Consider the following 25,260-nt stretch of genomic DNA (forward strand, 5'->3'; position numbering starts at 1 on the left):
CTCAGGCCTGCCTAGCCGGGGGAGTTGTTTTTCGGGATCGTGAAGCCGGCGCCTTGCGCCTTCATCGCCGCGACCACGCGATCGCCGACAAAGGGATTGCCCCGGCGCTCGGCCCCAAAGGTCGACATCGGGCCATGGCCCGGCACGAAGCGCACGTCCTCGCCCAGCGGCCACAGTTTCTGGGTGATCGAGTCGATCAGGTCCTGGTGGTTGCCCATCGGAAAATCCGTGCGGCCGATCGAGCCTTGGAACAGCACGTCGCCGACCTGGGCGAACTTGGTCTCGCGGTGGAAGAACACCACGTGTCCAGGCGTGTGGCCCGGGCAGTGGAAGACCTCGAATTCGGTCTCGCCCAGGGTGACCGTATCGCCATCGTCCAGCCAGCGATCGGTGACGAAGATCCGGGCTTCGGGCATGCCGTACATCTCGCCGCTGTCCTGGATGCGGTCGATCCAGAACTGGTCATCCTTGTGCGGGCCCTCGATCGGGGCGCCGGTTCGCGCCTTCAGTTCGGCCGCGCCGCCGGCGTGGTCCATATGGCCATGAGTGATCCAGATCTTCTCCAGGGTCAGGCCCTTGTCGGCGATGGCCTTGAGCAGGCGGTCGACCTCGCCGCCGGGATCGATCACGGCGGCTTTCAGGGTCTTGGCGCACCAGACGATCGTGCAGTTCTGCTGCAGCGGGGTGACCGGGGCGATCACGGCGCCGATCGGCATGGTCTGGGTCATGGAAACTCCTTGGCTACCCGCAACATAGACGCAGGGGCCGCTCAAATGAAGAAGGCCCGGGGATCGCTCCCGGGCCTTCGTTTTCCGCAGAAACGGCGTTGCTCAACTCACGTCGTCAACACCGCACCTATCGCCCTAGGCGGGCGAGTTCGCGTCGGTCTCTTCGGTGATGTCGATACCCTTGGCCAGCTTCGAGTGCCAGTAGCCGTAGGCGATATAGATGATTGCGCCGACGGCGGCGTAACCGCCCAGGATCATCAGCGGCAGCGGGTTGTCGTTCATCGCGTGAACGATCATCGGCTGGAAGTTCTGATAGGCCAGGAACAAGCAGGCCGCGATGCCGGCCGCCGCCGTGAAGATGCCGCCCGGCACCTTGAACGGACGCGGCAGGTCGGGGTGCTTGATGCGCAGATAGATCACCGACAGGCAGACGATCGAGAAGGCCACGGCCGTGCCCAGCGACACCAGATCGCCCAGCAGGCTGATCGGCAGGAACGAGGCGGCGATGGCGATCACCACGCCCAGCAGGATGGTGCCCATCCAGGGGGTGCGGAACTTGGGGTGGATCTCGGCGAACACCTTCGGCAGCAGGCCGTCGCGGGCCATGGTGTAGAAGATGCGGGTCTGGCCGTAGCACAGCACCAGCATGACCGAGGACAGGCCGGTGATGGCGCCGATCTTGATGGCGAAGCTGAGCAGGTTCAGCTTGCCGCCCTCAGCCGCGGCGTACGGGATGTCGGCCCATTCCAGACCCATGCGGTCGATGGCGACGGCGATCGGGGCCGGGCTGGCCAGTTCACGGAAGGGGACGACGCCGGTCATGACGGCGGCCACGGCCATGTAGATCAGCGTACAGATGATCAGGGCGCCCAGGATGCCGATCGGCACGTCGCGCGAGGGGTTCTTGGCCTCGGCGGCGGCGGTCGAAACGGCTTCGAAGCCGACATAGGCGAAGAAGATGATGGCGGCGCCGCGGAAGATGCCGCCGATGCCGAACTCGCCGGGCTGACCGGTCGGCTCGGGGATGAAGGGCACCCAGTTGGCCGGGTTGATGTATTGCGCGCCGACCGCGATGAACGTGACCAGAACGATCACCTTGATGACCACGATGGCGTTGTTGACGTTGGCGGACTCGCTGACGCCGACCACCAGCAGGGCCGAAACCATGGCGATGCCGATGGCGGCCACCAGGTTCAGCGTGCCGGTCATGGCGAACATCGTGCCGCCGCCGGGCGCGGCCACGGCCTGGATCAGCGGCGTCGCCCACATGGGCGCATCAGCGCCGGCGACCTGGATCATCGGGAAGTTGATGCCCAGTGCGTGCAGGGTGCTGACCACATAGCCCGACCAGCCGACCGCCACGGTCGAGGCGGCCACGCCGTACTCGAGCACGAGCAGCCAGCCCATGATCCAGGCGAAAACCTCGCCCAGGGTGCCGTAGGCGTAGGTGTAGGCGGAGCCCGAAACCGGCATGGTCGAGGCCAGTTCGGCGTAGCACAGGCCGGCCAGGGCGCAGGCGATGCCCGCGACGATGAACGACAGCATGATGGCGGGGCCGGCGTTGGCCGAGGCCACCTGACCCGTAAGCACGAAGATGCCGGCGCCGATGATCGCGCCGACGCCCAGGCTCATCAGATTGATGGGACCCAGCGTACGCTTAAGCTGGCTATGCGCGGCCTCCTTCTGGATGCTCGCGATCGACTTTTTCAAAAATAGCCTGTTTCCGGCCATGTGTGCGTTTCCCCAACGACCAGCGAACCTCCGCCGGTCAGGCATTGGGGGCGGACGTTAGTCAGAGAGGCGTCGTCGCGCAACGCCTTGCGGTGACGGATGCGATTTCAGGGGTTATGCCTCCATCCAATGCTGCCTATCGAGAATGTCCTGCCCGCGCTGAAGGCGGCGCTGCTCGCAAACAACGCGACCGTCTTGGTCGCGCCGCCCGGTGCGGGCAAGACGACGGCTGTTCCCTTGGCGCTCTTGGATGCGCCGTGGGTCGAGGGACGCAAGATCATCGTCCTGGAGCCAAGGCGTCTGGCCGCCCGCGCGGCGGCCGCGCGGCTGGCGTCCAATCTGGGCGAATCCGTCGGCGATACGGTGGGCTTCCGCGTGCGGCTGCAGTCGAAAGTCTCGGCCAGGACGCGGATCGAGGTCGTCACCGAGGGTGTGTTCACCCGCATGATTCTCGACGATCCCGGCCTGGACGGGGTGGCGGCCGTGCTGTTCGACGAGTTCCACGAGCGCAGTCTCGACGCGGATCTGGGCCTGGCCTTCGCCCGCGACGTGCAGAGCGTGTTGCGCGAGGACCTGCGTCTGCTGATCATGTCGGCGACGCTGGACGGCGCCCGGATTTCGTCGCTTCTGGATGACGCGCCGATCGTCGAGAGCCAGGGCCGCATGTTCCCGGTCGACACGCGTTACCTCGGCCGCGACGAGCGCCAGCGGCTGGAGGAGCGGGTCGGACGGGCGGTCGAGCGGGCTCTCGCCGAAGAGAGCGGCTCTATCCTGGTCTTTCTCCCCGGACAGGGCGAGATCCGGCGCGCGGAAAGCTGGCTGAACGAGCGCCTGCGCCGGCCGGACGTCGACATCGCGCCGCTGTATGGGGCGCTGGAGCCGGCGGCGCAGGACCGCGCCATTTCGCCGGCCCCACCCGGGCGACGCAAGGTGGTGCTGGCCACCTCGATCGCCGAGACCAGCCTGACCATTGAGGGCGTGCGCGTCGTGATCGATGCGGGTCAGGCGCGCGTGCCGCGCTTTGATCCGGCCTCGGGGATCACGCGGCTGGAGACCGTGCGGGTCAGCCGCGCCGCCGCCGACCAGCGACGCGGCCGCGCCGGCCGTACCGAGCCCGGCGTCTGCTACCGCCTGTGGGACGAGCCCGAGACCCGGTCGCTGCCCGCCTTCGCCCGGCCCGAAATCCTGGAGGCGGACCTCTCGCGCCTGGCGCTGGATCTGGCGCGCTGGGGGACCAAGGACCCTGGCGACCTGACCTTCCTGGACCCGCCGCCTGCCGCCGCCTTCGCCGAGGCGCGGACGCTGCTGACCCGGGTGCAGGCCCTGGACTCGCAGGGCGACCTGACCGCCCACGGCAAGGCGCTGGCCGACCTGCCGCTGCCGCCGCGTCTGGCGCACATGGTCGCGCGGGGTGCGGCCTCGGGCCAGGCCCGCGAGGCGGCCGAGATCGCCGCCGTGCTGACCGAGCAAGGTCTGGGCGGGCGCGATGTCGATCTGCGGCGGCGGCTGGAGGGCCTGCACCGGGATCGCTCGCCGCGCGGCCGCGACGCCATGGCGCTGGTCGAGCGATGGGCGCGCGCGGCGGGCAAACCTCCAAAAGGCAAAGGGGGCAGCGCCAAACCGCTCGAGATTGGGTTGCTGCTGGCCGAGGCCTATCCCGAGCGGGTGGCCAAAGCGCGCGGTAAGCCCGGCGAGTTCCAGCTGGCCGGCGGACGCGGCGTCTATCTCGAACCGACCGATACCCTGGCCCGCGAGGCCTGGCTGGCGGTCGGCGAGCTGGGCGGCGGCGACAGCCGTGACCGCATCCTGCTGGCCGCCGCCGTCGACGAAGCGGACCTTCGCGAGACCTTCGCCGATCGCCTGGTCGCCGAAGATCGCCTGGAGACCACCGGCGGCAAGGTGCGCGCCAAGCGCCTTCTGCGGCTGGGCAAGCTCGTTTTGGAAGAACGACTGATCGAGAACCCCGATCCGGCGATGATCGCCACTGCGCTGATGGACCAGGTCCGGGCCGAGGGACTGTCGGCCCTGCGCCTGGGTGAGCGGGGCAGGGCGCTGCTGGACCGCGTGGCCTTCCTGCGCGCGGTCGACGGCGATACTTGGCCCGACCTGTCGGAGAGCGCCCTGATCGCGCGCCTCGACGAATGGCTGGAGCCGCTGCTGGCCGGTCGCTCTTCGCTATCCAGCCTGGACGAGGGGACGCTGCACGATGCGCTGAAGACGCTGGTGCCGTGGGATCTCCAACGAAAGATGGACGCGCTGCTGCCGGCCCGCTTCGAGGCCCCGACCGGCAACACCTTCGCCATCGACTATTCCGCCGAGGGCGGCCCCCGCGTCGAGGTGCGGGTGGGCGAGCTTTACGGCCTCTCCGAACACCCCAGCGTCGCCGGTGGCAAGGTCCCGCTGACGCTCTCTTTGCTGTCGCCCGCCCACCGCCCGATCCAGATCACCAAGGACTTGCCGGGCTTCTGGAAAGGCTCCTGGCGCGAGGTGAAGGTCGAGATGAAGGGGCGCTATCCGAGGCACGTCTGGCCGGATGATCCGGCGAACGCTGCGCCGGTGACGCGGGCGAAGCCGAGGGGGACGTGAGACTCGCCTCAGGCGAGCGCTATTGCCGTAAGTCGCCTTAGGTGCGATCTGTCAGCCGTGACCGCGATCTCGCGGATGGGGGCTCTCTATGCGTCGTTTTCTGATTTCCACGATTGCTGCGGCTTCAATGGCTGCGCCGGGTCTGGCTCACGCGGGCATCTACACCGACGAGATGTCCAAGTGTCTTGTCCGCTCGGCGACGCCGCAGGACCAATCGGACCTCGTGGTCTGGGTTTTCGCCGCCATGGGCTCACACCCGTCGACGAAGGCTTACGTCACGATCAACCCCGCGCAGCGCGTCGAGATCACCAAGAAGGCGGCGGGTCTGATGGAGCGCTTGCTCATTACCAGCTGTCGAAAGGAAACCGTCGAGGCGATCAAGTACGAGGGTTCGTCGGCGATCGAACAATCCTTCGGCGTTCTTGGTCAGGTGGCGATGCGCAGTCTGATGGGCGATCCCAGCGTGGCCCAAAACTTCGCTGCGCTCGGCGAATATGTCGATGAGTCCAAGTTCGAGGCGCTGAGCAAAGAGGCCGGCGTCGTGGACAACAAGAAGTCGGGCGACAAGTAGCGCCGCGTCTACCCCGTCACCGTATAGATCATGATCCCCGTCGCCACCGACAGGTTCAGGCTGTCGGCACGGCCGCGCATCGGGATCTTCACGTTGACATCGCACGCCGCCGCTAGTTCCGGCGGCAGGCCCTGTTGTTCGTTGCCCATGAGGATCAGCGAGGGCTTCACATAGTCGGCGGACTTGTGGTCGACGGTGGCGGTCAGCAGGGTGCCCACCACGCTGCCGGGCCAGGTTTCGCGCCAGGCCAGGAACTCAGGGATCGTGGCCTTGGCGATCTTGACCGCGAAGATCGAGCCCATGGTCGCGCGGACGCCCTCGACCGAATAGGGATCGACGCAGTCGCCGACCAGGATCACCCCGCCGCAGCCGGCCGCGTCGGCGGTGCGGATGACGGTGCCGAGGTTGCCGGGGTCGCGGACGGCTTGCATGGCCACCCAGCACGGCGCGCTTTCGGGGACGATGGCCGACAGCGGCGTGAACACTTGGCGGAAGACGGCGACCACGGCTTGAGGGTTGTCACGGCGCGAGACCTTCTCGAGGATTTCGCGATTGACCTCAATGACTTCGCCGCCGGCCTTCAGGCAAGCGGCGACAGCCTTCTTCAGCATCGGATGGTCGGCCGCGTCGGGGCCGTACATGACGATCTTGGGCGCGTGGCCGCAGTCGATCGCCTCGATGACGATCTTCAGGCCCTCGGCCAGGAACAGGCCGCTCTCCTCGCGCTCCTTGCGCATGTGCAGGGCGCGGACGGCCTTGACGGTGGTGTTGGTCAGGGAGGTGACGGTCTTGGTGTTCATGTCCCTCAGCCTTCAGACGACCAGCGCGCGAAGAACGACAGGCCAATCTGGCGGTCGCCCTTTTCCTCGACGAGGGACAGTTCGCCCCAGTCTATGACGCCGCCACGACCTTGTAGTTCTTGCGCCAGGAGTCCCGACATCGCCGCCCCGGAGACGCGAGCGGCATAGGCGTTCATCAGCAGGAACGAGGCGTCGTCGCTGAGCAGGGCGGCGCAGTCCTTGGTCAGAGCGGCCAGATCTTCGAACAGGCGCCAGACCTCGCCGTCGGCGCCGCGGCCGAACTTCGGCGGGTCCAGAATGATGCCGTCGTATGTGTTGCCGCGCCGCACCTCGCGCGCCACGAACTTGCGAGCGTCCTCGACGATCCAGCGGATCGGCTTGTCGGCCAGCCCGGCGAAGGCGGCGTTTTCGCGCGCGAAGCCGACCGACTTCTTGGAGGCGTCGACATGGGTCACGGCCGCACCGGCGGCGGCGCAGACCAGCGAGGCCACGCCCGTATAGCCGAACAGATTCAGCACCTTGGGCTGGGGACCTGAGCCCGCGCACAGCGCCCGCACGCGCTCATCCTGCCAGGCCCAGTTGGCCGCCTGCTCGGGGAAGAAGGCCAGATGGCGGAACGGCGTGAACTGGCCGTGGAACTTGGCCTGGCCCCAGGCCAGATCGAACTTCTCGATCGGCTTGCCCTTGAACCGCCAGCGGCCCGCTTCGTCCTCGTCGGTGGGGTCGAAGACGGCGTCGGCGTTGTCCCAGACCTTCTGGTCCAGGCGCGGCGCCCAGAAGCACTGCGGCTCGGGGCGTACAACGGTGTAGCGGCCGTAGCGCTCCAGCTTCTTGCCGTGGCCGCTGTCCAGCAGGGCGTAGTCGGCCCAGCCGGTGGTGCGCATGACGATGGGGGCGGGGGCGATCTTGGGAGCCATCGCCCGCCCATACCGCCTTAGGCCCGGGGGCGTCCAGAGCGCGGCGTATGCAGGGTCTTGTCCCAGTGGTGCGGCGCGGTCACGAACTGATGCAGCGCCTTGACCGCCGCCACGCTCTGGCAGAGCCAATAGGCGGGCATGCCCAGCAGGTGCAACGCCTTGGGCCGGCCGCCGGCCCGCATCACGCCGCGGGCCCCGGCGATGGCGGCCGCTCCCCATCCCGCGAAGTACAGAACAAGGTCGTGCGGCGGGATCTGAAAGGCCGCGTCGGGCAGGAAATCGACGAGGGCCAGCGCGATCGCCACGCCCATGACGGGTCCATGCAGATGCGACGAGGCGACCGACTGGGCCAGGGTCAGGATGAGGGCGATGGCGTTGCGCGGCTGGCGCGGGACCGGGCCGCGCGCATGAACCGCGAGCGTCTGCATATGGCCCTTGATCCAGCGCGCTCGCTGCGGGAACCACTGGGCGCGCGTGGTCGGGGCGGTCTCCCAGGTGGGACGATGGATGACGTCCAGCCGGTAACCCGCCGCCGCGAGCCGGAACCCGACATCCGCATCTTCGGTCACATTGTACGGATCCCACGCGCCAATCTCGCGCAAGGGGGCGATCTTGAAGTGATTGCTGGTGCCGCCCAGCGGGAACGGCAGGCCCCAGCGGGCCAGGGCTGGTAGCAGCACCTCGAAATGCGCGGCGTACTCCAGTCGAAACTGCGACGGCAGGAAAAGCGAGAAGCCGGGGTCCTCGATGCGCAGCGGCGCTTGCAGGCAGGCCAGGCGCGCGTCGGACGCGGCGAACCGCGCGGCCGCCTCGCGCAGTTGCCCAGGATCCGGCATGTCCTCGGCGTCGTAGATCACCACCAGATCGCCGCGCGCACGCTCCAGCGCATAGTTGCAGGCCCGAGGCTTGGTGCGTGGGGTTCCAGGCGGAACCACCAGCACCTGGATGAAGCTGGGCAGATCCAGCGCGCGAGCGGCCGCGCGGGTGACCTCGTCGTCGGCCTCCAGCACGATCAGCGCCTGCAGACGGTCGCGCGGGTAGTCGATGGCGGCGAGGCTCGCGACCAGCTCCGGCAGAACCTCCGCCTCGCGGTAGAGGGGCGTGATGAGCGTGTAGCTCGGCAGGTCGGCCTCGGCCAAGGCCGGGCTGTGATGCCTCGGCAAGGGCGTCATCGCCGCCGCGAGCCGGGTCAGGCCGCCGAGCAGAAAGATGAAGAAGAACAGGTGATGTGTGGCGACCATGGTCTCCATCGGCGCCAGTGCGACGCCGAGCGCGGCGAGCAGCCCGGCGATCGCCACCGCGACAGCCTGGGGCTGTGAGAGCGAGCGATGGGCCCCGTCGCGATCCGGGACGCCTGCCCCTAGACCTGCCCGCTGGATTTCGCCCTGTTCGACGGACACAGGTCCGCGCGCCGGCGCAAGCGCCGGTTCCAGCCGTCTGTCTTCGCGCGCCATGGATGCCCCTGGATACGCCAATCGCCCCAACGGAGCCGATAACGGAATCTCAACCAAAAAGTGTCAAATGAAAAAAATGCGCGTTTTAAGACGTAGTGCGGCGCCGCCGCCAGGCGCGGGGCGACCTCACGGACTGGCTTGCGACGGCTGGGTGATTCCCGTTTAGTGTTCTTCGGGGGATACTGAGGGGAAGCTAGGTCCGTGACCGTCGTTTTGAAGAAGCCGCACAAGTCCGCGCGAAAACCCAAGGGTGATGGGCACTTGCGCCGGGGCGAGATCCTGGCGGCGGCGGAGAAGATCTTTATCGCCGAGGGCTATGCCGGCGCCACGATCCGCAAGATCGCCGACGCCGTCGGAGTGTCCTCGACCGCGCTCTACATGCACTTTCGCGACAAGGACCAGATCCTGCTGGAGATCAGCAACGACGCGATCGAGCGTCTGTTGGACCTGAATATCCAGATCGCCGGTCAGCCGATCGACCCGCTGTCGCGCGTTCGCCTGATGCTCGAGGCGTACATGCGCTTTGCGCTCGACAACCCCAACACCTACCAACTGGTGTTCTGCAGCACTGGGGATCACGTCAAGTCCGACAAGATCGGCGAGACCATGGCGCTGGGTGATCGTTGCTTCGAGAAGTTCAGCGAGCCGGTCCACGAGATCGCGGCCCAAGGGCGCCTGCGGTCGGGATCGGCGGTCCAGGCGGCCGAGGTGCTGTGGAGCGGCTGCCACGGGCTGGTCTCGCTGCTGATCACCAAGCCCTCACGCGGCTGGTCCGAGCCGGAGCAGTTGATGAAGGTGATGCTGGACGGGCTGCTGCACGGTCTGGTCACGGACTGAGGCCATGAACGCCGCCAACGCCTTCCGCGCCCTCGCGGCGGCGATGGCGCTCGTCCCGGCCGGGGCGTGGGCTGCGCCGCGCGTGATGTCACTCGACTCTTGCGCCGACCAGTATGTGCTGGCCCTGGCGCCGCGCGAGGCGATCGTGGGCCTCTCGCACCGCGCGGTCGCGCCCGACAGCTACCTGCGCGACAAGGCCGCCGGTCTGCCTTTGCGCCGCGCCACGTTCGAGAGCCTGGTGTCCGCGCGGCCGGCGCTTGTCGTCCGGCAATGGGGCGGTGATGCGCGGCTGACCAAGGCGCTGCAGGCCAAGGGCGTGGCCACCGTGACGCTGGATGACGCGACGGACTTCGACGGGGTTCGCGCCAACGTCCGCAAGGTCGCCGTCGCGCTGGACCGTCGCCCGCAGGGCGAGGCGCTGATCGCCGGGATGGACGCTCGCCTCAAGGCCGCAGCCGGGGCGGGCAGGGGGCGCGAGGCGCTCTACCTGACGCCGAGCGGCTATACCGCCGGCGCGAATACGCTGATCGACGCGATGTTGCGGGCGGCGGGCTATACGAACGCGACCAAGGCGGCGTATTTCGCGCCGGTGTCGTTGGAGCAGATGGTCATGACGCCGCCTGCCGCCGTGGTGCTGGGCATGTTCGACAGGGCGCGGGCCGGCGCGGACCGCTGGGGACCGGGACGGCACGCGGCCCTGCGTCGGGCGGTGGAGACGCGCGCCGTCGCTGAGCTGCCCGCCGCCATGGTCGGCTGCTCGGCCTGGTTCGCCGCCGATGGGGCGCTCGTTCTGGCCAAGGCCGCGCGATGAGCCTTCCGCGTCTTTGCTTGCTGATGGCCCTGGCGTTGGCGCTCGCGGCCGTTTTGGCCATCACGCTGGGCGAGACGGCCTTTTCTCTGAGCCAGTATGGCCAGGCCTTTCTGCAGCCCGCCTCGCCGCCGGGTGAAGTGCTTTGGACAATCCGTGCGCCGCGCGTGACGGTTGCGGCCCTGGTCGGCGCGGCGCTCGGCATGGCCGGGGCGACCCTGCAGGGGCTGCTGCGCAATCCGCTGGCGGATCCAGGCGTCTTGGGCGTTTCGGCCGTTTCGGGCCTGGGCGCGGCCTTGGCGATCTCGGCGGGCCTTGCGGTGCTGCCGGGCGCGATCGAGGTGTCGGCCCTGGCCGGGGCGCTGGTGGCGGGCGGCGCCGTGGTCGCTGTGGCGGCGCGCTTTCGCGAGCCCGAAGCGCTGATCCTGTTCGGGGTGGCGCTGTCGGCCTTTGGCGGGGCCCTGACGGCCCTGGTGTTCAACCTGTCGCCATCGCCGGTCGCCACGGCCGAGATTCTGGCCTGGCTGATGGGCTCGGTGGAGAACCGTGACCTGATGGACGCGCTGCAGGCGCTGGTCCCGATGGCCATCGGCGCTTTGCTGTGTCTGCGCGCCGGCGCAGGGCTGCGCATGCTGACCCTGGGCGAAGACGCAGCGCGGATGTCGGCCCTGCCGATGGCGCGTCTGCGGATCTATGCTGTGGCCGGCTCGGCCCTACTGACCGGGGCGGCGGTGGCGGCTTCGGGCGTGATCGGCTTTGTGGGCCTGGCCGCGCCGCATCTGGTGCGGGCGCTGGTCAGGGACGATCCCAAGCGGATCCTCTGGCCCGCCGCCCTGGCCGGGGCCCTGCTGGTGGTGCTGGCGGACCTCGCCGCGCGGATGATCCCGACCGAGCAGGAACTGAAGCTGGGCGTCGTCACCGCGCTGTTCGGCGCGCCGGTCTTCGCGCTGCTGGCCTGGCGCGCCGCGCGGAGCTGGCGGTCATGAGCGCGCTGTGGACCCTGAAGGACCTGTCGGCGCGACAAGGGCGCAAGACCGTCCTGCAAGCCGCCTCGCTGTCGGTCTCGGCCGGGGAAGTGGTCGGCGTGGTCGGCCCCAATGGCGCGGGCAAGACCAGCCTGTTGCGCGTCGGGCTGGGACTGCTGCCCGCTGGTTCGGGAGAGGCGCATCTTTCGGGATTGGCGGTGGCTGACCTGGCGCCCGCCCCGCGCGCCAGGCTTGTCGGCTACATGCCGCAGGAGCGCCGCGTGGCCTGGAACGTGCCGGCCCGCATGGTGGCCGCGCTGGGGGCCAGCGACCTGCCGGACGCGGAGGCCGACGCAGTTGCGCTGGACTGCCTGCAGCGGGTCGGGGCCGCCGATCTCGCCGATCGCGGGGTTCTGGACATGTCGGGCGGCGAGCGGGCCAGGGTGCTGCTGGCCCGGCTGCTGGCGACCAGGGCGCCGCTGCTGGTGGCCGATGAGCCCGTGGCGGGCCTTGATCCTGACGCCCAACTGCTCACGCTCGACCTGCTGCGTAGCGAGGCTCAGCGCGGCGGCGCGGTGGTGGTGACGCTGCACGATCTTAGTCTGGCCGCGCGGAGCTGCGACCGGGTCGTGGTCGTCTCAGGCGGACGCATCGTGGCCGACGCACCGCCGAGAGAGGCGTTGTCGCGCCCCGTGCTCGCCGAGGTGTTCGGGCTGGACGGCGCCCTGATCGACACCGAGGCGGGTCCCGTCCTGGCGGCCCGCCGCCGCGCTTGACGCTTAAGGCTGAGCGCTGGCCGTCTCGGCCGAGGCGACCGACGGCGTGTAGACGTAGCCGCCGCGCTTCAGCTCCGAGGACAGGGTGAGCGGCGTGACGCCGCCGTTGAGGCGCGCACGATAGACCATCGTCGTCTCCAGCGTCCGCATCACGTAGTTGCGGGTCTCCGAGAACGGGATGCACTCGATGAAGTCCAGCGGATCGGTGGAGGCGCCGCGGGGGTCGCCGCAATGGCCCGCCCACTGGGCCGGACGGCCGGGACCGGCGTTATAGGCCGCGGCGGCCATGATGTACGAGCCGCTGAAGGTGTTGATCATGTCGCCCAGGTACACCGAGCCCAGGCGCATGTTGTATGAGGCGTCGCCGAGGCGATCGATCGAGTGCGGTTCGCCCAGCTTGCGCGCGACCAGCGAAGCGGTGGCCGGCATCAGTTGCATCATGCCGCGCGCGCCCACGCTTGAGCGCGCAGCGGGGTCGAAATTGCTTTCCTGGCGCGAGATCGAATAGACGAAGGCCGTCTCCGCCGCGCCGGGGCGGGGCGTGAAGTGGTGGTCCAGCAGCGGATAGCCGCGCTCGGCCAGGATGTACCCGCGCTGGGCGGCGGTGCGGATCGCCCGCATCGCCAGGTCCTGGTCGCCATAGCCGCGCGCCATGTCGACCAGCAGCGCGGTCTCCTCGGCGTTGGGCAGGGTGTCGTCGATATAGAGCACGAGGCTGCGGAAGAGGTCCCGCGCTCCGATGTCGGCCAGCATCCGCGCGGCCCGGACCTGCTCACGCCCATAGAAACGGGCACGGTCGGCCTGGGTGATGACCGGATCGCGCTCGAGCCGTATCTCGCGCACACCGGCCTTTTCGGCAGCGAGCTGGCCATAGAAGGTGGTGATGTGCCGCGCGCCTTCGGCGTAGAAGGCCTGGGCGGCGATTGGATCGCCCTGCGCTTCGGCCGCGCGACCTTGCCAGTAGAGGGCCCGGCCCCGGGTGATCGGCGAGGCGCCGACCGCAGCGATCTGCGCGAAATGGCCGGCGGCGGCGTCGGCGTCGCGCAGGCGGGTCAGGGCGATCCAGCCGGCATAGAACTCCGACTCGGCGATGTCGGCCGGGGCGAGCGCCCGGGTGTTGTAGGCCGCCGCATAGGCGCCGCGGCTGTCGCCGGCCTTCAGAGCGCCGACGATCAGAAGCTTGCGCTCCCGCCAGATCGCGGTCGAGGCTTCCTCGGTCGGCGGCGCGGGGAAGTTGGCCACCATCGGCAGGGCCAGGGTGTCCATGCCTTTGCGGCGCAGATAGGCGGCGCGCTCGAACACGACGCCGGGCGAGTCCTGCAGATCGGGGGTCAGGTTGTTGTAGAGGTCGTTCGCGCTGGCGGAATTGGCGCGATAGGCCATGCGCACGCGGGCGGCGGCCTGATGGGTGTCCGACAGCATGGCGACCATCTCGCGCGCGGCGGGCCCTTGCTGGCCATACAGCAGGATGTCGGCGCGGCGGACATAGTCATCCGGCGTCAGCATCGCGCCGAAGCGGGCGATCATGCTGCGCTGGGTGTCGGCCTCGAACACCTTGTCGCGGAAGGTGCGGCGGATCAGGTCGGTGGCCTGCGGGTTCTGGCCGATGGCCTGATAGGCCCCGGCCAGGGCCATGGCGCCTTCGGCCGTGGCCGGCTCGGCGCCGCCGAACCAGGCGATCATCCGCGCAGGATCAAGGCCCGAGGTCGACAGCGCCCTTTCGGCGGCGGCGTCGCGGCGGGCGCTGCGCGGCCAGCCGGACAGATCGCGTCGCGCGGCGTCCAGCTCAAAGAAGCTCAGCGCCTCTGCGTTGCTGTCGACCAGCTGCCACTGGGCGATCTTCTTGGCGACGGGGTCCTGCAGGCTGTCCATGGCCATGCGCGCGCCGGAGACGTCGCCGCGCTTGGCGGCGGCCAGGGCGGTCTGCAGGTTGGCCGAGTCGGTGTCGCTGAGCGCGGTGGTGACGGCGGTCGGGGGCGTGGTGATCAGGCTGGGCGCGGTCTGTGCGGAGGCGTAGGCCGTCGTTGTCTGGGCGTCAGCGGCCCCGACCACGGTCACGATGCAAGCTCCCCCGAGCAGCCAGCGACGCATTCCTGAAACCAAAACGCTCTCCTCACGGTCCTTTCGGACCTCATACCCGACTTCGTTCATTAGCCCTATGCGACGATTCAGGCCCCAATAGGTTTCTAAAGTCCGCTCGCGGGCTTGACCCGGAAGGCTTGGCCCATCAAATCGCACCTGCCCCTTTGATCCGTACCGAGAGCCGGTTGCGGGACGGCGGGGCAGGGACATATTGTCCGCCCCCATCGTCCCGCCGCAACACATGCGGCTTCATCTTCACGGCAATTTGCAAGTCATGGTCCAGTCTCACTTCAAGGGCGTCATTCCGGCCCTCGTCACGCCGTTCCGGGACGGTGAGGTGGACGAAAAAGCGTTCGTGGCGCTGGTCGAGCGCCAGATCGTCGGCGGCGTGCATGGCCTGGTGCCGGTGGGCACGACGGGCGAGACCTCGACCCTGTCGCACGAGGAGCACCGCCGCGTCGTCGAGCTGTGCGTGAAGACGACGGCCGGCCGCGTCCCCGTGATCGCGGGCGCGGGCAGCAACTCGACCGACGAAGCCATCGAACTGGCCCGTCACGCCAAGACCGTCGGCGCCGACGCCTGTCTGGTGGTGACACCCTACTACAACCGCCCCAGCCAGGAGGGCATGTATCAGCACTACAAGGCGATCAACGACGCCGTGGAGTTGCCGATCTTCGTCTACAACGTGCCGGGCCGGACCGGCGTCGACATCAGCAACGAGACCCTTGAGCGTCTCGCCAAGCTGCCGAACATCGTCGGGATCAAGGACGCCACGGGCGACCTGACCCGCATCAGCTTCCAGCGCCTGATGTGCGGCCCCGAATGGGTGATGCTGTCGGGCGATGATCCGACCGCGCTCGGCTACATGGCCCATGGCGGCCACGGGGTGATCTCGGTGACGGCCAATGTGGCGCCGGACGCCTGCTCGGCCTTCATGAACGCCTGCATGCAGGGCGAATGGGAGAAGGGCCTTTACTGGCAGGATCGCCTGGTGCGCCTGCACAAGGCCCTGTTCCTGGATTCCTCGCCTGCGCCGACCAAGTTCGCCATGGCGCAACTGGGCCTGTGCACGGAAGATGTGCGCCTGCCGATCACGGCCTGCGCCGAAGGGGTGCGCCCCGCGATCCTTGAGGCCATGCGCGAGGCTGGTCTGCGCTGATGTCCAAGCCGATCGCGGAAAATCGGCGCGCGCGCTTCGACTACTTCATCGAGGAGACGTTCGAGGCCGGCATCATGCTGACCGGCACCGAGGTGAAGAGCCTGCGGACCGGCCGGGCGAACATCGCCGAGTCCTACGCCTCGGTGGAGGGGCGTGAGATCGTGCTGATCAACGCCGACATTCCGCCCTACGGCCACGCCAACCGGTTCAACCACGAACCGCGTCGTCACCGGAAACTGCTGCTGCACCGCCGTCAGATCGACAAGCTGATCGGCGCGGTTCAGCGCGAGGGGCGCACCCTGGTGCCGATCAAGCTCTATTGGAACGACAAGGGGCTGGCGAAGCTGGAAGTCGGTCTCGCCAAGGGCAAGAAGCTGCACGACAAGCGCGACACCGCCGCCGAACGCGACTGGCAGCGCGACAAGGCCCGCCTGATGAAGGGCGATCGTGGCGACTGAGCGAAGCCCGCGCGGCTAAACCGCTCGGAAAGCGCTCTAAGCGTCCGGAAATAGAGCCCCTTTTATCCGATCTGATTGAGTCAGTCAGATCGGAAAGGGCTCTTAGTAGAGGCCCATCAGCACAAACCCGAGGGCCAAACCCAGAGCGAAGGCTCCGGCGCTGACGATCAGGAAGGTGCGAACCTCGGTCCGCAGGTGGTTACGCGTGCTCTGGGCCATACCCGGCTCCGGCTGGCCGCCCCCCGGCGGCAAATCAGTCCCCGAGTCACAAGGTAACCCTAACGGCCACGCCGTATTGTCAAAGATTGTAAAGTCGCGGCTCTGCTTCAGACGTTCAGAGCGTTCTCAGGCCGCGCGCGGCAGTTCGTACACCCGCGAAGAGACGCCTTGCTCGAAGAGATCGCCGCAGATGGCCAGCGCCTGCTCGTAGGCGGTCTCCACGGTGGCGAAGCGACCTGTCAAACGTCCGCCCTCGGTGACGATCCAGCCCTCGGAAACAAGGGCGATTTCAATACGCTGGCACTGCGCGGCGTCTGACATAACGTCGGGCTCCCGGGACTGGAATCGCGCCCTTCGGGCTGGGCGCAAACCGTCCTTAACGCGCGACCGGCCGATTTCATTGTCAAAGACTGTAAAGTCCGCATCGTGACGATGCGCTTGGGCCCGATCCTCTGGCCTGAAGACCGCCTTAGCCGTTCTCGAGCGCCAGCAGGGCGAAGGTGGCCAGCCAGTGCTCGCCCATATAGTCGCCCGCGAGGTGGGGCACGGCCGCCGCCAGATGACTCATCGCCGCGTTCACCGCGTGGGCCTGGGCCGGATCGTGTTCGGACATCGACCCCGCCAGAAGCCGCCAGCACCAGGCGCGCGAGAGGTTGAGGCCGTCCAGATGCGCGATCTTGCCGTCGGTGCGGTCGCTGACCCGCGCGGGCGTGAACAAGGTCGCCGGCTGCTTGTCGGCCAGGCTGGGCAGGAAGCGGGGAAACCACAGATCAAACCGCTCGCGCGGAAGCAGGCGACGCATGGCTTCGGCTTCGATGAGCGCGGGGGAGAGGAAGTCGTCACCCGACGGCTCCCAGGCCTGGCAGTCGGCGTCCTGGCCGTACCAGACCAGCGCCCGGCTCTGCAGCAGATCGAAGAACGCCTGGTCGCCGGTCATTTCGGCGAACTCATAGGCCAGGGCCAGCGCGAAGGCGGTGTTGTAGTGGGTTCCCGCGCGGACGGGATAGTCGGCGATCGGCAGGAAGGCCTCGAACCTCTGCTTGAACGCCAGGGCCAGAGGCGCGTGGGTCTGGGCCCAGGGCCGGTCGTGCCGCAGGAGCTCGGCCTGCAGCATCAGGCTCCAGGCCCAGCCGTAGGGACGTTCGAACCCCCGGCTCTCCGGGCGCGCCAGGTAGGCGACCTCGCCGGCGACCTTCTCCTGCGTGAAGGCGTCGTCGAACAGGGCGATGATGGTCGGCGCTTCGGACATTTCGGGGCGCAGGCGCAGCAGGGTGGCCAGCAGCCAGTAGCCATGCACGCAAGAGTGCCAGTCGAAGCTGCCATAGAAGATGGGGTGCAGATCACGCGGCGAGCGGACATCGTCCGGGCCGCCTATCACGTGGTCCAGCTTGTTGGGATACTCGCGGGTCAGGTGGCCTAGCGCGATCTTGGCGAAGCGCGAGGCGGTGGAGCGGGCGAGGCTCATCGGTGGAAGGCCAGGGCGTTCATCAGGATCACATTGACGATCAGCATCAGGACGGCCGTGGGCGCCTGGGCGCGGATCACGGCGTAGCGGTCCTTCAACTGCAGCAGGGCGGCCGGCACAAGGTTGAAATTGGCCGCCAGCGGCGTCAGCAGCGTGCCGCAGAAGCCTGACAGCATGCCGATGGCGCAGACGACGGCCGGGTCGCCGCCAAACTGGCCGATGACCAGGGGCAGAGCGATGCCGCCGGTCATCACTGGAAACGCTGCGAAGGCGTTGCCCATCATGATTGTGAACACGGCCATGCCGACGCAGTAGGCGGCGACGGCGGCGAAGCGGCTGTCCGCCGGCGTGATCATCACGGCGATCTCGCCGATCGACTTGCCCACGCCCGCCAGCGCGAACACCGCCCCCAGCGCCGCCAGCATCTGCGGCAGCAGGGCGGCCCAGCCGACGAGGTCCATCAGGCGGCGACCCTCCTGGATCGGCGCGCCGGCCGGTTGCTGGAACATCACCTTGGAGAGAACCGCCGCGACCAGCGCCGCCAGGGCCAGGGCGATCAGCGTCGCCTGCTTGGGATCGACCAGGTGCGCGCCTTGAAAGGTCAGGTGCTTGAAGGTCAGGGAGCCGGCGAGGACCAGCACCGGGATGACCAGCGCGGGGACGTAGAGCCTTACGCCATAGCTGGTCGCGAGCCGCTCCCGGTCCTCGGGGCTGGTGGTCTTGGGCGCTCCGACGCCCAGCTGGCCGGTCCCCGCGATGACGGCCAGGCACAGGACCAGCACTCCGTTGCCCAGGTCGCCCAGGTGGTCGCCGGCCAGGAAGCTCAAGGCGAACAGGCCCCAGAACGCGGCGTTGCCGAACCGCTTGGGGTTTTCGCGATCGCCGGCGCTGAGCACGGCGAAGGCCGCGAACATTAGGCCCGACAGCAGATAGACGAGGGGCAGACCGATCATGCCGCGTCCTCCGCCTTGGAGGTGAGGTGGCGGTCGAACATCAACAGCCGCGCGCCATGGATCAGGAAGGCGGCGATGGCGGTCGGGATCGCCCAGACCGACAGGGCCAGCGGTTCGACGGTGATGCCGCTCTGGTCCAGGAAGCCGACGATCAGCAGGATCGAGCCGATCGCCAGGAAGATGTCCTCGCCGAAGAAGAGCCCGATATTGTCCGTCGCCGCGCTCATGGCCCGGACCTTCTGACGCTGGTCGTCGGACAGAGGCTCGGCGGCGGCCTCGGCCATCGGCGCCAGCAGCGGGCGGACGGTCTGGGCGTGACCGGCCACCTGGGTGAGGCCCAGGGCGGCGGCGACCTGGCGCAGCGCCAGATAGGCCAGCAGGATCCGCCCCGCCGTCGCCGCCCGCAGGCCCTGGATCGTGCGCCGCGCCTGCTCTCGCAGTCCTGCGCGCTCCAGCACCCCGATGGCGGGCAGGATCAGCCAGGCGACGCTGACATAGCGATTGGTGTTGAAGGCCTTGCCGAACGCGGCCAGCACCTCAAGCGGCGCCAGGCCGGCGGCCAGACCCGAGGTCATGGCGGCGGCCACCACCACCAGCAGCGGATTGAACCGCAGGGCGAAGCCCAGCACGATCACCGCCACGCCCAACAGGGTCAGCATCCCCGGCGACTCCCTCGTTCCCCGGTGGGACCGTCCGACGGCGCGGCCTTGCTGGCAAGCCGGTGTCTGTTCGCCATGGACGAGGTTCCGCTTGACGACCCGGCGCCCCGGCGCGACTCTCAACTCAACAACGATAACCTACGGGAGGCCCCTATGGCCGACGGTGCTCTGCCCACGATGTCCCTGAAGGGCAAGGTCAGCGAAGCGGAATGGCAAGCGCGGGTCGATCTCGCCGCTCTCTATCGTCTCGTGGCCCTGCACGGGTGGGACGACATGATCTTCACCCACATCTCGGCCCGCATTCCGGGGCCCGAGCATCACTTCCTGATCAATCCCTACGGGATGTTCTTCGGCGAGATCACGGCCTCGAGCCTGGTGAAGGTCGATCTCGAGGGCAACGTGATCGACAAGACGCCTTACTACATCAATCCGGCGGGCTTCACGATCCACTCGGCCGTCCACGCCGCGCGCGAGGACGCCCACTATGTAATGCACCTGCACAGCGATCAGGGCGTGGCGGTGTCGGCGCACAAGGAGGGCCTGCTGCCGCTGACACAACATTCGCTAATCGTCTTGCCTCAGCTCGCCTATCACGATTATGAAGGCATTGCGCTCAACCTTGAGGAGCGCGAACGTATCGTGGCCGACCTTGGCCAGAAGAAGCTGCTGATGCTGCGCAACCACGGCACGCTGTCGGTGGGCGCCACTGCGGCCGAATGCTGGTTGGGGATGTTCTTCCTGGAGCGAGCATGCGCGCAGCAGGTGATGGCGCTTTCGATCGGACGCGACAACGTGCTGCTGGCCCCCGAGGCCGCGCAGGACGAGGTCCGCAAGCAGGTCGGCATGGGCATGGGCATGATCGGCGGACTGGCCTGGCCGGGCTGCCTGCGCAAGCTGGACCGGGAGTCGCCGGGTTACGCGGACTAAGCGCGACTTCGGACTTCGCAAAGGCCGCCGCGATCCTGGTGATCGCGGCGGCTTTTTCGTGTCTGAGCGCGGGCGCAGCGAACGCGGGGGCCTGGCCCGTGGCGCCCGGCAAGACCCAGGTGATCACCAAGTACGAGCGGCAGAGCGCCGACCAGGGCTTTGATTCCCAAGGGGTTTTGATCGATATAGACCGGCGGCGCGATGAGGCGGTTTCGGTCTTTGTCGAGCACGGCCTGACCGATCGTCTGACGTTGCAAGCCAAGGCGGGGGTCACGCGCGGCAAGGACCGATGGGTGGATTATTCCGGGCGCGGACCGGTCGAGCTGGGTCTTCGCTGGGCCGTCCGACGCGACGACCAATCAGCGCTGTCGGTCTATCTGGGGGCGGCCGAGGCGGGTGAGGGGCGCAACGCCGGCTACGCCGCGCCGGGGCAGGGCAGCCTCGATCTGGAGGCCCGGGTGCTTTACGGGCGGTCAGCCACCTGGCGCGGCAAGCCGGTCTATCTGGATGTCCAGGCCGCCCGCCTTCGGCGAGAGGGCCTGGCGGACGAGAACCGGCTGGATGTCACCCTGGGCCTACGCCCGACCCGCAAGGTCCTGCTTCTGGCCCAGACCTATGCCGGTCACGCCGACCGCAAAGGTCCGGATTCGCGCTGGCTCAAGAGCGAGATTTCAGTCGTTCGCGCCTTCGGACCGTGGAGTGCGCAGGTCGGTTGGCGAAGCACGCTGTCCGGGCGCGAGACCGCCCGAGATCGAGGCGTCGTCCTCGCATTGTGGCGCAACCTGTAGCGTATTTCAGGCCTGTAACACTCAGTCATCCTGGTGTCACTGGACGCCGGTTTAGGCTGCGCGCATATCTCGCCGCGTTGTCACCCCGTCGAGCTTCATCGGCGCCCGGAGCTTTTCCTTGATTCGTAGGCACTTCTTCCTCGTCGTGGCCCTGGCCGCTGTGGTCCTCATGCTGGGCGTGGGAGGCTTCAAGCTGGCCTTCGCCAAGAAGGAGATCACGGGCGGCGGCGGCGGTCGCGCGACCAGTGTCACGCAGACGGTTGTCGCCGAGCGTCCTTTCACGGATCGTATCGAGGTTCTGGGTGCGGCCAAAGGTCTCCAGTCGGTCACCATCACGTCGAACACGGCCGAACTGATCACGGCGGTGCGCTTCACCGACGGTCAGGCCGTCTCGCGCGGTCAGGTTCTGGTCGAGCTCAAGGCCGAGGCCGAGGACGCGGGAATCGCCGAGGCGCGGGCGCGTCTGGCTCAGGCCGAGCGCGACTACAAGCGCTGGAAGACCCTGGCTGATCAGGGGATCGCGCCGCGCGCCACCGCCGAGCAATCCCTGGCCGCCTACGAAACCGCCAAGGCCGTGGTCGACTCCGCCCGGGCCAACAAGCTGGACCGCGTGATCCGCGCGCCCTTCGCCGGACGGGTTGGCATTTCGGACGTCGCGCCGGGCATGCTGATCAGCCCCGGCACGGCGATCGTCACTCTGGACGACACCTCGGTGATCCGCGTCGATTTCTCGGTGCCCGACCGTTACCTGGAAACCCTGCGCATCGGCTTGCCGATCAACGCCCAGCCGGACGCGCTGCCCGGCGAGACGTTCCGGGGCCGGATCGCGCAACTCGACACCCGCATCGATACGACGACCCGCGCCATCAAGGCGCGCGCCGAGTTTCCGAACGCCAACGGACGCCTGAAGCCGGGCATGCTGGTCAAGGTCGCCATCGACAAGGGCGTGCGCACCGGCGTCGCCGTGCCTGAAGCCGCCGTGCAGTTCGAGGGCGAGCAGGCCTCGGTCTATGTCATCACCAAGGGGCCCAAGGGCATGATCGCCCGACGCACTGACGTGACCACCGGCATCACCCAGGAGGGTTTCGTTGAAATCCGCTCGGGCCTGAAGAAGGGCGACAAGATCGTCGCCGACGGTCTCAACCGCATCCAGGACGGCGCAGCGATCGGCGGCGGCAAGCCCGGTGGGCAGAAGCCGGACGGCAAGGGCGGCGCTGACCGCAAGGCCGGCTGATGCTGTCCGACCTTTCCGTCCGTCGCCCCGTATTCGCCGCCGTCGCGGCGATCATCCTCTGTGTCATTGGTCTGGCGGCCTACACCTCGCTGCCGATCCGTGAGCTGCCGAGCGTCGATCCGCCGGTGGTCTCGGTCTCGACCAGCTATCGCGGCGCCTCGGCCGAAGTCATCGAAGAGCGCATCACCCAGGTGATCGAGCGCCAGGTCGCCGGCATCCAGGGCATCGACCGCGTCAACAGCAGTTCGCGCGACGGCCGCTCGAACATCAGCATCACGTTCAACCTCGACCGCGATCTCGACGCGGCGGCCAACGACGTGCGCGACGCCGTCAGCCGGGTGACCAGCAATCTGCCCGATCAGGCCGATCCGCCGCAGATCGCCAAGGCCAACGCCGACGCTGCGCCGATCATCATCCTGAACCTGACCTCGACCACGCTGAACCCGCTGCAGTTGGCCGACTACGCCGACCGCTATCTGGTCGAGCGGATGTCGACGGTCGACGGCGTGGCCCAGGCCAACCTGTTCGGCGCCAAGATCTATGCGATGCGGATCTGGCTGGACGCCAACGAGATGGCCGCGCGCGGTGTCACGGTCGACGATGTCGAAAGCGCGCTCAACGCCCAGAACCTGGAGTTGCCCGCCGGCTCGTTGGAAAGCGCGGCCAAGGATTTCACGATCCGTGTGGCGCGCAGCTACGCCAGTCCCGAGGAGTTCGCGCGCCTGCCGCTGCGGGCCGCCAACAGCTCGGGCTATGTGCTGCGCCTTGGGGACGTGGCGCGGATCGAGGAAGGGCCCGATGAGCGTCGGCGTCTGTTCCGCGGCAACGGCATTGATCAGGTCGGCATCGGTCTGACCCGCCAGTCGCAGGCCAATGACGTGGCCATCTCCAAGGCCGTCCGCGCCGAGGTCGAGGCGATCAACCAGACCCTGCCGCCCGGCACCAAGTTGGTGATCGCCGTCGACAACTCGGTGTTCACGGCCGAAGCGATTCACGAAGTGTGGATCACCATGGGGCTCTCGATCGGCCTGGTGGTGCTGGTCAACCTGCTGTTCCTGGGCAGCTGGCGGTCGGCGCTGATCCCGTCGATCGTCGCGCCGATCTGCATCCTGTCGACCTTCATCATCCTGGCCCCGCTCGGGTTCTCGCTGAACCTGCTGACCCTGCTGGCGCTGGTGCTTGCCGTCGGTCTGGTGGTCGACGACGCCATCGTGGTGGTCGAGAACATTCAGCGCCGGGTGGACGAGGGTGAGCCGCCGCTGGTCGCCGCCGAGCGCGGCACGCGTCAGGTGTTCTTCGCCGTCGTGGCCACCACCGTCGTGCTGGTGTCGGTCTTCGCGCCGCTGATGTTCCTGCCCGGCTATATCGGACGCCTGTTCGTCGAGCTGGCTGTGGCCATCGCCGCCGCCGTCGCCTTCTCGGCCCTGCTGGCGCTGTCGCTGTCGCCGATGATGGCGTCCAAGCTGCTGCGGCCCGCCCACGGCGAAGGCTGGCTGGCGCGACGCGTCAACAAGACCATGGGCGCCTTGAGCGCGTCCTATCGCGCCTCGCTGGAGCAGATCCTAGGCGGATGGTCTGCGGCCGCTTCCGGCGTGCTGGTGGTCCTGCTGGCGGGCTTCGCCGCGCTGCTGTTCGTCAGCCTGCCCAAGGAGCTGGTGCCGGCCGAAGACCGGGGCCGGGTGGATGTCTCGATCTCGGCGGCGGAAGGCGCGGGCTACGACTACACCTCGGCCATCGCGCTGAAGATCGAAAAGGTGCTCGACAAGTACCGTGAGGCCGGAGTTTCCGAGCGCACCATCATGACCATCCCGCGCTTTGGCGGGAACTCGTTCAACAGCGCCAACGGCGTCGTTGCGCTGAAGCCCTGGGGCGAGCGCGACAAGACCGCCGACGAAGTCGCGGCCGAGCTGAACAAGGAGCTTTCCAGGTTCACCAGCGTTCGCGCCGTGGCCAGCGTACGTGGTCCCTTCCAGCGGGGCGGCGGCGGGGGCGGCGGGGGCGGCACCAATGTCGACATCATCGCGGTCGGTAACGACTATGTTCAACTGGCCAACTGGCTGAAGCCGATCCTGGCCGAGGCTCAGGACAATCCGGGTCTGGCGCGTCCGCGTCTGGACTATGAGCCGACTGCGCCGCGTCTGTTGGTGCAGATCGATCTCGACAAGGCCGCGACGCTAGGGGTCTCGGCCCAGTCGGTCGGCCGCGCGCTGGAAACCATGTTCGGCTCGCGCCGGGCTACGACCTACATCAAGAGCGGCCAGGAGTACGATGTCATCCTGCAGACCAATCTGGATCAGCGTCGGAGCATCGAGGATCTGAACCGCCTGAACGTGCGCACCAACACCGGCGCGATTGTGCCGCTGTCCACCGTGGTGACCACCGAACTGCGAGGCGACACGCCGGATCGTCCGCGGGTGGACCGGCTGCGCTCGGTGACCCTGACCGCTCAGTTGAACCCCGGCTACACGGTCGAGGACGCCGTCGCGTTCTTCAAGGACCAGGCGGCGCAGCATCCCGCGCCGGGCGTCAGCATCAAGTGGGGCGGCCAGGCCAAGGACTATCTGGAAGGCTCCGGCGGTATCGCCATCGCCTTTGGCCTGGCCCTGCTGCTGGTCTTCCTGGTGCTGGCCGCGCAGTTCGAGAGCTGGATTCACCCGGCGGTGATCATGCTGACCGTGCCGCTCGCGGCGCTGGGCGGCCTGTTCGGCCTGCTGATGACAGGCTCGACCATCAACACCTACAGCCAGATCGGCCTGATCATCCTGATCGGCATCGCCACAAAGAACGGCATCCTGATCGTCGAGTTCGCCAACCAGCTGCGCGACGAAGGCCTGACCGTCCGCGAGGCGGTGATCGAGGCGGCGGCCCTGCGTCTGCGTCCGATCATCATGACCTCGGTCTCGGCCGCCATGGGCGCTCTGCCGCTGATGCTGTGGGCGGGCGCGGGTGCGGGCAGCCGCCAGACGATCGGGGCGGTGATCTTCACCGGCGCGATCTTCGCCACCCTGCTGACGCTGTTCATCGTTCCCGTCTTCTACGACCTCCTGGCGCGCTTCACGAAGTCGCCGGAGTGGACGGCGCGGCAGATCGAAGCGTATGAAGCCCAGGAAAAGTCGGGTGAGGGGCAAACCTCACCCGCATAA

At 68.1% G+C, this 25,260-nt stretch carries 23 protein-coding genes; 12 read left to right on the forward strand and 11 right to left on the reverse strand.

Annotated elements, in window-relative coordinates; genetic code table 11:
- Positions 1-11 precede the first annotated feature (11 nt).
- Together OVA11_RS08990 and OVA11_RS08995 are read right to left on the reverse strand one after the other, a co-directional pair.
- On the reverse strand, positions 12-728 hold the full coding sequence (locus OVA11_RS08990; protein WP_268067100.1) for an MBL fold metallo-hydrolase: 717 nt from the start codon (positions 726-728) through the stop codon (positions 12-14).
- A 135-nt stretch (positions 729-863) separates the two neighbouring features.
- Positions 864-2,459 (reverse strand): amino acid permease, encoded by a 1,596-nt coding sequence (locus OVA11_RS08995; protein ID WP_268067101.1) that lies wholly within the window; start codon positions 2,457-2,459, stop codon positions 864-866.
- Positions 2,460-2,558: 99 nt separating this feature from the next.
- Here OVA11_RS08995 and hrpB point away from each other — a divergent pair, with 99 nt between their 5' ends.
- Together hrpB and OVA11_RS09005 are read left to right on the forward strand one after the other, a co-directional pair.
- On the forward strand, positions 2,559-5,045 hold the full coding sequence (gene hrpB, locus OVA11_RS09000; RefSeq protein WP_268067103.1) for an ATP-dependent helicase HrpB: 2,487 nt from the start codon (positions 2,559-2,561) through the stop codon (positions 5,043-5,045).
- Between the two features lie 88 nt (positions 5,046-5,133).
- The gene (locus OVA11_RS09005) at positions 5,134-5,616 is read left to right on the forward strand and encodes a hypothetical protein (RefSeq protein WP_268067104.1); all 483 of its coding nucleotides are present in this window, start codon (positions 5,134-5,136) and stop codon (positions 5,614-5,616) included.
- Positions 5,617-5,624: 8 nt separating this feature from the next.
- Here the strand turns inward: OVA11_RS09005 and OVA11_RS09010 are convergent, their stop codons facing one another.
- Genes OVA11_RS09010 through OVA11_RS09020 form a run of 3 tightly spaced genes read right to left on the reverse strand, consistent with a single transcriptional unit; the run spans position 5,625 to position 8,787 of the window.
- Positions 5,625-6,416, reverse strand: coding sequence for a TrmH family RNA methyltransferase (locus OVA11_RS09010; RefSeq protein WP_268067105.1), 792 nt, complete (start codon positions 6,414-6,416; stop codon positions 5,625-5,627).
- A 5-nt stretch (positions 6,417-6,421) separates the two neighbouring features.
- Entirely contained in the window at positions 6,422-7,333 is a 912-nt protein-coding gene (locus OVA11_RS09015) for a class I SAM-dependent methyltransferase (RefSeq protein WP_268067106.1), read from the reverse strand.
- A 17-nt stretch (positions 7,334-7,350) separates the two neighbouring features.
- The gene (locus OVA11_RS09020; protein WP_268067107.1) at positions 7,351-8,787 is read right to left on the reverse strand and encodes a glycosyltransferase; all 1,437 of its coding nucleotides are present in this window, start codon (positions 8,785-8,787) and stop codon (positions 7,351-7,353) included.
- A gap of 201 nt (positions 8,788-8,988) precedes the next feature.
- On the opposite strand from OVA11_RS09020, the gene OVA11_RS09025 reads away from it, so the two are divergent.
- The 4 genes from OVA11_RS09025 to OVA11_RS09040 are packed head-to-tail and all read left to right on the forward strand — an operon-like array spanning position 8,989 to position 12,173.
- On the forward strand, positions 8,989-9,624 hold the full coding sequence (locus OVA11_RS09025) for a TetR/AcrR family transcriptional regulator (protein ID WP_268067108.1): 636 nt from the start codon (positions 8,989-8,991) through the stop codon (positions 9,622-9,624).
- A gap of 4 nt (positions 9,625-9,628) precedes the next feature.
- Positions 9,629-10,435 carry an ABC transporter substrate-binding protein gene (locus OVA11_RS09030; protein WP_268067109.1) on the forward strand — a complete coding sequence of 269 codons (807 nt, stop codon included), beginning with the start codon at positions 9,629-9,631 and terminating at the stop codon, positions 10,433-10,435.
- On the forward strand, positions 10,378-11,418 hold the full coding sequence (locus tag OVA11_RS09035; protein WP_268068931.1) for a FecCD family ABC transporter permease: 1,041 nt from the start codon (positions 10,378-10,380) through the stop codon (positions 11,416-11,418). Before OVA11_RS09030 ends, OVA11_RS09035 begins: the two co-directional genes overlap by 58 nt.
- On the forward strand, positions 11,415-12,173 hold the full coding sequence (locus tag OVA11_RS09040; protein WP_268067110.1) for an ABC transporter ATP-binding protein: 759 nt from the start codon (positions 11,415-11,417) through the stop codon (positions 12,171-12,173). The genes OVA11_RS09035 and OVA11_RS09040 overlap by 4 nt, the downstream gene beginning before the upstream one ends.
- A gap of 3 nt (positions 12,174-12,176) precedes the next feature.
- Here the strand turns inward: OVA11_RS09040 and OVA11_RS09045 are convergent, their stop codons facing one another.
- The gene (locus OVA11_RS09045) at positions 12,177-14,276 is read right to left on the reverse strand and encodes a lytic transglycosylase domain-containing protein (RefSeq protein ID WP_268067111.1); all 2,100 of its coding nucleotides are present in this window, start codon (positions 14,274-14,276) and stop codon (positions 12,177-12,179) included.
- 253 nt (positions 14,277-14,529) lie between these two features.
- On the opposite strand from OVA11_RS09045, the gene dapA reads away from it, so the two are divergent.
- Together dapA and smpB are read left to right on the forward strand one after the other, a co-directional pair.
- Entirely contained in the window at positions 14,530-15,414 is an 885-nt protein-coding gene (gene dapA / locus OVA11_RS09050) for a 4-hydroxy-tetrahydrodipicolinate synthase (protein ID WP_268067112.1), read from the forward strand.
- Positions 15,414-15,872 (forward strand): SsrA-binding protein SmpB, encoded by a 459-nt coding sequence (smpB, locus tag OVA11_RS09055; protein ID WP_010919079.1) that lies wholly within the window; start codon positions 15,414-15,416, stop codon positions 15,870-15,872. Before dapA ends, smpB begins: the two co-directional genes overlap by 1 nt.
- Before the next feature lie 102 nt (positions 15,873-15,974).
- Here smpB and OVA11_RS09060 read toward each other — a convergent pair whose 3' ends face one another.
- The 5 genes from OVA11_RS09060 to OVA11_RS09080 form a co-directional block, all read right to left on the reverse strand.
- Positions 15,975-16,124, reverse strand: a complete 150-nt coding sequence (locus OVA11_RS09060; protein ID WP_268067113.1) for a hypothetical protein — start codon at positions 16,122-16,124, stop codon at positions 15,975-15,977.
- Between the two features lie 93 nt (positions 16,125-16,217).
- The gene (locus OVA11_RS09065; protein WP_268067115.1) at positions 16,218-16,412 is read right to left on the reverse strand and encodes a hypothetical protein; all 195 of its coding nucleotides are present in this window, start codon (positions 16,410-16,412) and stop codon (positions 16,218-16,220) included.
- A gap of 148 nt (positions 16,413-16,560) precedes the next feature.
- The gene (locus tag OVA11_RS09070) at positions 16,561-17,556 is read right to left on the reverse strand and encodes a DUF2891 domain-containing protein (protein ID WP_268067116.1); all 996 of its coding nucleotides are present in this window, start codon (positions 17,554-17,556) and stop codon (positions 16,561-16,563) included.
- Positions 17,553-18,509, reverse strand: coding sequence for a DUF979 domain-containing protein (locus OVA11_RS09075; RefSeq protein WP_010919082.1), 957 nt, complete (start codon positions 18,507-18,509; stop codon positions 17,553-17,555). The genes OVA11_RS09070 and OVA11_RS09075 overlap by 4 nt, the downstream gene beginning before the upstream one ends.
- Positions 18,506-19,168, reverse strand: coding sequence for a DUF969 domain-containing protein (locus OVA11_RS09080; RefSeq protein WP_268067117.1), 663 nt, complete (start codon positions 19,166-19,168; stop codon positions 18,506-18,508). Before OVA11_RS09080 ends, OVA11_RS09075 begins: the two co-directional genes overlap by 4 nt.
- Before the next feature lie 153 nt (positions 19,169-19,321).
- Here OVA11_RS09080 and OVA11_RS09085 point away from each other — a divergent pair, with 153 nt between their 5' ends.
- The 4 genes from OVA11_RS09085 (at position 19,322) to OVA11_RS09100 (ending at position 25,260) form a co-directional block, all read left to right on the forward strand.
- Positions 19,322-20,095, forward strand: coding sequence for a class II aldolase/adducin family protein (locus OVA11_RS09085; protein WP_268067118.1), 774 nt, complete (start codon positions 19,322-19,324; stop codon positions 20,093-20,095).
- Positions 20,096-20,133: 38 nt separating this feature from the next.
- The gene (locus OVA11_RS09090) at positions 20,134-20,883 is read left to right on the forward strand and encodes a hypothetical protein (RefSeq protein ID WP_268067119.1); all 750 of its coding nucleotides are present in this window, start codon (positions 20,134-20,136) and stop codon (positions 20,881-20,883) included.
- A gap of 118 nt (positions 20,884-21,001) precedes the next feature.
- Positions 21,002-22,117, forward strand: coding sequence for an efflux RND transporter periplasmic adaptor subunit (locus tag OVA11_RS09095; protein WP_145991841.1), 1,116 nt, complete (start codon positions 21,002-21,004; stop codon positions 22,115-22,117).
- Positions 22,117-25,260 carry an efflux RND transporter permease subunit gene (locus OVA11_RS09100; RefSeq protein ID WP_268067120.1) on the forward strand — a complete coding sequence of 1,048 codons (3,144 nt, stop codon included), beginning with the start codon at positions 22,117-22,119 and terminating at the stop codon, positions 25,258-25,260. The genes OVA11_RS09095 and OVA11_RS09100 overlap by 1 nt, the downstream gene beginning before the upstream one ends.

The organism is Caulobacter sp. SL161 (assembly GCF_026672375.1).
Lineage (GTDB): Bacteria > Pseudomonadota > Alphaproteobacteria > Caulobacterales > Caulobacteraceae > Caulobacter.